General features: G+C 45.5%; 5 protein-coding genes. 4 read left to right on the top strand and 1 reads right to left on the bottom strand.

The annotated features are described in order from the left end of the window. Window positions 1-61: 61 nt before the first annotated feature. Window positions 62-1,276 carry a hypothetical protein gene (locus K8S19_13665; protein MCD4814725.1) on the bottom strand — a complete coding sequence of 405 codons (1,215 nt, stop codon included), beginning with the start codon at window positions 1,274-1,276 and terminating at the stop codon, window positions 62-64. A 114-nt stretch (window positions 1,277-1,390) separates the two neighbouring features. On the opposite strand from K8S19_13665, the gene creD reads away from it, so the two are divergent. From creD to K8S19_13645, 4 genes are all read left to right on the top strand, one after another. Then, window positions 1,391-2,755, top strand: a complete 1,365-nt coding sequence (gene creD / locus K8S19_13660; protein MCD4814724.1) for a cell envelope integrity protein CreD — start codon at window positions 1,391-1,393, stop codon at window positions 2,753-2,755. Between the two features lie 109 nt (window positions 2,756-2,864). Then, window positions 2,865-4,229, top strand: a complete 1,365-nt coding sequence (locus K8S19_13655; protein ID MCD4814723.1) for a hypothetical protein — start codon at window positions 2,865-2,867, stop codon at window positions 4,227-4,229. A gap of 30 nt (window positions 4,230-4,259) precedes the next feature. Continuing rightward, a complete protein-coding gene (locus K8S19_13650; protein ID MCD4814722.1) occupies window positions 4,260-4,697 on the top strand; it encodes a hypothetical protein in 438 nt (145 codons plus the stop codon). A 275-nt stretch (window positions 4,698-4,972) separates the two neighbouring features. Beyond that, complete coding sequence (locus K8S19_13645; GenBank protein ID MCD4814721.1) at window positions 4,973-5,254, top strand: hypothetical protein; 282 nt, start codon at window positions 4,973-4,975, stop codon at window positions 5,252-5,254. Window positions 5,255-5,271 lie beyond the last annotated feature (17 nt).

The raw sequence follows: 5,271 nt of genomic DNA, 5'->3' as shown, positions 1-5,271 counted from the left end.
CCTCCACTGCATGACTTAAATATATTGGGGGTTGACATTACCCATAGATAGGGGCAAATAATTATTTGCCCCTACAATGATTTTTTCGCCCTAGTGCATCAAATTGCCTGACATAATCCAGCAAGGGTTGATAATCAATTTTTGCAATCCCCACTTTTTCATCTGCCGCGCCATAACTGATCATCAGTGTATCTACCAACCTGATCAATCCTGTAATAAAGACACAAGGTGTAGAAAATTTATTCGGCATTTCCCAGGGTTGATCTGCAATGATGAGCCGCTCGGAGCAGCGGTGTTTAACAATGGGCAATCCGTCTGCCTGTTCTTCCAAAATCATAAAAGATTGGGTGTAACCGGTAATGTCATCTTTTTTGCCGTGGTAGGAGAGGAGCCACTCTTTTTCCGAGATTCTGATCGGCGGCGCGCTGGCGCCGATCCGGTCTCCCTCCCAATCAAATAGCGGTGCTGCCAGCAGGGTCTGGGTCTCGGTCTCCTGCCAAAGCGTTTCAGGTGTTTCAGCCGAACAGATCATCATAGAGGGCAATGACGTATTTTTAATTTTCGGATACAAGTGGGGTGTTTTGGGGCGGTGCAGACAAATGTATTGCGGCTTACCATGGATAACCAGTTTTTCCGGGAAGAGCATCACATCCCGGTTATCGCCGTACTGCGCATCTGTCAGATGGGTCACATAGTGAAAGGCATTGGCATAATCTCTTTTGACCAGCCTATCCAGCTCAACCTGGTAGAGCACATTGCTGGTAAGGTTTTCGGAGGCGGCTTTTCCAAAGGGGTTGGCCTCGGTTTTAATCCAGTCCGGTGCGCACTGTGTGGGTTCATCATGGACCCAGTAGGGACCTGGGGGCAGCATTCGGCAGGCAACAATGACATAGCATTTATCTTCCAGATAGAACAATCTGGGATCTTCTACACAGCCATTTGCATAGTTGACCGTTTTTTGCCCATGAATATTATTGATATAGATGTCTTTGATTTCATAATTAAGATTGGGCGCCAAAGCCGGTTGGGACATATCCTTGGTCCAGGTTTTGCCATTGTCATCGCTGTAAGCATAACCGAGAAAGATAGGATACGGCAATGGTTTTCCGGGCAGCTGTTTTTCAGGATAGGGACCGGTGGCGCGGAAAAGCATGTGAATTCGTCCGTTTTTTTTGTCCGCAATGATTGCAGGATTGAGGACCATCTCCTCTGCCCAGGGTGATCCAGGCACCGGTTCCATGACAAGTTGTTTGGAGTGGATGAAATGATAAGCCATCGTAAAAACTCCTGTTCAATGAATATTAAAAATCAAGCCAGAGTAAGTGATTTTCGTTTCCGCGTCAAGATATTTAGCGTATAATGCGCTTGTTTTAAAAAATAAGGAGGAAGCATGAAAAAAACAAAGAAAACTGTTTCTGAAAAGACAGTGCCCGCCAAAGCAGAAGGACTCTCTGTGGGATTACGTTTGTTTGTGATTGCACTGCTTACTGCGGTTTTACTCATTCCTTCTTTTTCCATTCATTTTTTAATTCAGGACCGCGACAACCGCAAACGTAGTGTTATCTATGAAACCGCCATGCAGTGGTCCGGCGGGATGCAGGATGTCACCGCGCTGGTACTTACCTTGCCGTATAAACGTTATTTCAAGGATGAGAAAGGCAGGATTCAGCATGAGGTGCTGTTTGCCCATTTTTTGCCGGAAACACTGGATATCAACGGCCGGATGGCGCCGGAGATCCGCTACCGGGGCATCTATAAAGTCGCACTGTACAATGCCGATCTGAAGGTGAAGGGACGTTTTGTCTTTCCTAATATTGACGCACTGAATCTCGAACAAAAACAGATTATATGGGAGGATGCTTTTGTGACGCTGGGCATGAGCAACACCAAAAGTATTCAGGAAAAAGTGGTGCTCAAATGGAATGACAAATCGGTTGTGGCGGATCCCGGTGTCCCTTGCAAGGATGTGGTGGCTTCCGGTGTGAGTTTTAGGGTGGCACTTAATTCTAAAACCTACCACTATGATTACAGCTTTGATCTTACTCACAATGGGCATGAGATGTTACAGTTTGTTCCACTGGGAAAATTGACCCATGTACAGCTGGAAGCGCCGTGGGGTGATCCCAGCTTTTCCGGCGCGTTCTTACCGGATACACGGGCAATTAAGGAAAATCATTTTCAGGCAACTTGGGATATTATTGATATTAACCGGAATTTTCCGCAGCAGTGGTTGGGCAGCAGTCAGCAGGTTCAGGAATCGGCTTTCGGCGTCCGCCTGTTTATGCCGGTTGACCACTATCAGAAAACCAGCCGTACCGTCAAGTATTCAATTATGTTTATCGGGCTGACGTTTCTGGCCTTATTTATGCTGGATGTGATGGGCCGGGCCGGGCATAAACCCATTCATCCGATTCAGTATTTGCTGATTGGCATGGCGTTGGTGCTGTTTTACACACTTTTGTTGTCATTGTCCGAACACATTGGATTCGGCCTGGGATATCTGATTGCCAGTATCGGCATTATTGGATTGATTACACTGTATACTAAGAGCTTGCTGGCTAATTTACGCCATACCGGCTTGATCTCCCTGGTGTTGTCGGTTTTGTATGCGTATCTGTATACAGTATTGCAACTGGAGGATTATGCGCTGCTGATTGGAAGTGTCAGTCTTTTTAGCATCCTGGCACTGGTCATGTATCTGACCCGGAAAATTGACTGGTCTGATATCGGCGGAAGCAATCCGGTTACCAGATGAAAATTCACAGGCGCAAGTTCTGATCGGGAGAATTATAGATTTATTCAGCATACCTTAATATGCTAAACTATTTGACCGATGCTTAGAAAAATGATTGAAGGGGGAATGCATGAAAAAAGGACTTTTGTTTATGCTTGCAGTCATGCTTGTTACCAGCGGTTGTATGATGGTGGTGCACAAGCGCTATGCTGATCCACCACCGCGTCACGCGCAACCAACATCTTATCCAGCTCAGCAGTATTCCCAACCGCAGTATACAGCACAACAGCAAGCAGTCCAACCGCAGCCGACACCGGTTCCGCAGAAGTATACCACCCAAGCTTACACCGAACCGGTGGAAGAAGAAATTTTGACCATTGAAGGCCCCAACCAGATTTGGATTGAACCGATTGAGGTTGAGTCTGAAATTTATATTCCAGGATTTTGGCGGCCGCGTGTACGTGTCGGGTATCATTGGATGATCGGGGCCTGGCAGACGGATCGTTATGTCCCCGGATACTGGAAGCCGGTGAAAAAGCACCGCTCCGGTTATCACTGGGTCCGGGGTTATTGGCATGGCGGCCGCTGGATGAAGGGGCATTGGCGTCGCGCCAATCGTGCCGGATATCATTGGGTGGCAGGCCATTGGAACCGGCAGGGTCACTGGATTTACGGCCATTGGAGATCAAAAAGGACCCGTCCGAATCGGGTTTGGGTGGCAGGCTATTGGAACCCGCAGGGTCGCTGGGCAAATGGTTACTGGCGCCCGGCCCGACGGCTTAATTATGTTTGGATTGACGGCTATTACAATCGTCATAACCGATGGGCCAAAGGCAGATGGCAGCGGGCACAAAAAAATCATCAGTGGGAACGGGGCTACTGGAACCATCGCGGGGAATGGGTTCCCGGGCATTGGCGTATGGAGAAAAAAGTGGGGTATATGTATACGCCGGGGCGGTATAACCGTCAGGGTCAGTATATGAAGGGCAATTGGCAGAAGAATCAACCACAGCAATATCAGCAGCAGTATCAAGCGCCGCCGGAGCCGAAAACAGGTAGACGCAAAGTGGAAGAGCGTGTTTACGAAAGCCAGCCGCAAGGGCGTTCTAAAATTCAGGAAAAAGTTGAAATGGAAGAGGCTTCAAAATATTATGAAGAGGAACCACAATACACAGGAGAGCCTAAACACGGCAGACGGAAAGTAAATACCAAAGTCAAAAAAGTTGTGGTGAAGACAAAAGATTCCAAGATCATTGTGAAAAAAAAGCGTCTCAAGGTTGGCAATAAAAAAACCAAGATTGTTGTCGAGACCGAAGAAGTGATTGAAGAGGAAAAGGATAATTCCGGCAAGGCGAAGGGTCATTATAAAAACAATCCCGGCAAAGCCAAGGGTCATTATAAAAACACCCCGGGTAAAGCCAAAGGGCATGAACAAGGTGAAGACGAGGAAGAAGAAACCAAGAAGAAGAAAAAATATAAAATCAGGATCAAATAAATTTTGAATAATTACAAGGAGGTCGGAATAGTGAGAAAAGGATTGCTTGTTTTTTCAGTAATTATGGTATTGGGTATGATGGGGGCCTGTACCGGTCCAGCCGGACCTACAGGGCCCACTGGACTAACCGGTACGACAGGGACGGATGGTACAGATGGCACGGATGGTGCAGGAACACAGACAACCTATGTTTTTAGTATTACACCACCAGTAGATGTAATAAACGGAACTGTCACTGTTTCTTGCCCTACAATTGTAGCGGATAATACGAATGATGTTTATTCCACAGTAGCCTGCTTTCTCCATTGGACTGGTTATGTTGATTCGCCCTCATTGCCCTTCTCTGATACTTCGGATGGGACTGAATATTTTTATTCCATTGAGACAGGGTCAGTTACCTTGGGATGGATTAAAAGCGGGACACCAGAACCGGGACCATTTGAATTGATTGTTACGGTGGTTAATTAGAAATTTCAGAGTATAAAACACTCAAAGCCTCTTTCAAATCAGTATTTGAAAGAGGCTTTTTTATTTTGTGAAAATTTTCAATCTTCAAAAATTATTCATTGCCGGGGATAGCTCAAATCTGCTACCTTTTATTTATAAATTATTTCGATTTTAATAAAAAAAACTGTAATAATACTGCATGGAATTTTGTGCAGGTGATGTCTAATTATTATATATCAATCCTTCATCTAGGTTTTTAGGATTGATATATAATAATATTAATAAGAGGTGATTTTATGAAAAAATCAGCAATAAAAATATTCCTTCCTATCATTGGTGCAGGACTGGTACTGTCCGGCTTGATTCTCTTCAAGCCGGTTGTGGATCGCTATATTTTAAAATTTAAGGCAAGTAATTCTGCCATGCCTACTAATGTCAAAATGAGTGGTGCGAGTGAAGCTTGGTTTTCCCAGATTGTGAAAAATATTCAATCCCGGGAATTTCAAGCTAGCAAGGATAAGACCGGCAAATGGCAGATGCGGAGTATTTCAGCGAGTTTGACCTCAAGCCGCATGTAAAGCTACTTTCGTGATGC

The sequence above is a fragment of the bacterium genome (assembly GCA_021108215.1).
Lineage (GTDB): Bacteria > Oederibacteriota > JAAXVQ01 > JAAXVQ01 > JAUVAV01 > JAIORK01.
The sequence above is the reverse complement of the archived record's forward strand: the minus strand, read 5'-3'. Positions and strand labels throughout refer to the sequence as shown.

Bases quoted from the DNA above. Each gene is read 5' to 3' on its own strand.
- K8S19_13665 (MCD4814725.1), bottom strand. From the start codon at position 1,276: ATGGCTTATCATTTCATCCACTCCAAACAACTTGTCATGGAACCGGTG.
- creD (MCD4814724.1), top strand. From the start codon at position 1,391: ATGAAAAAAACAAAGAAAACTGTTTCTGAAAAGACAGTGCCCGCCAAA.
- K8S19_13655 (MCD4814723.1), top strand. From the start codon at position 2,865: ATGAAAAAAGGACTTTTGTTTATGCTTGCAGTCATGCTTGTTACCAGC.
- K8S19_13645 (MCD4814721.1), top strand. From the start codon at position 4,973: ATGAAAAAATCAGCAATAAAAATATTCCTTCCTATCATTGGTGCAGGA.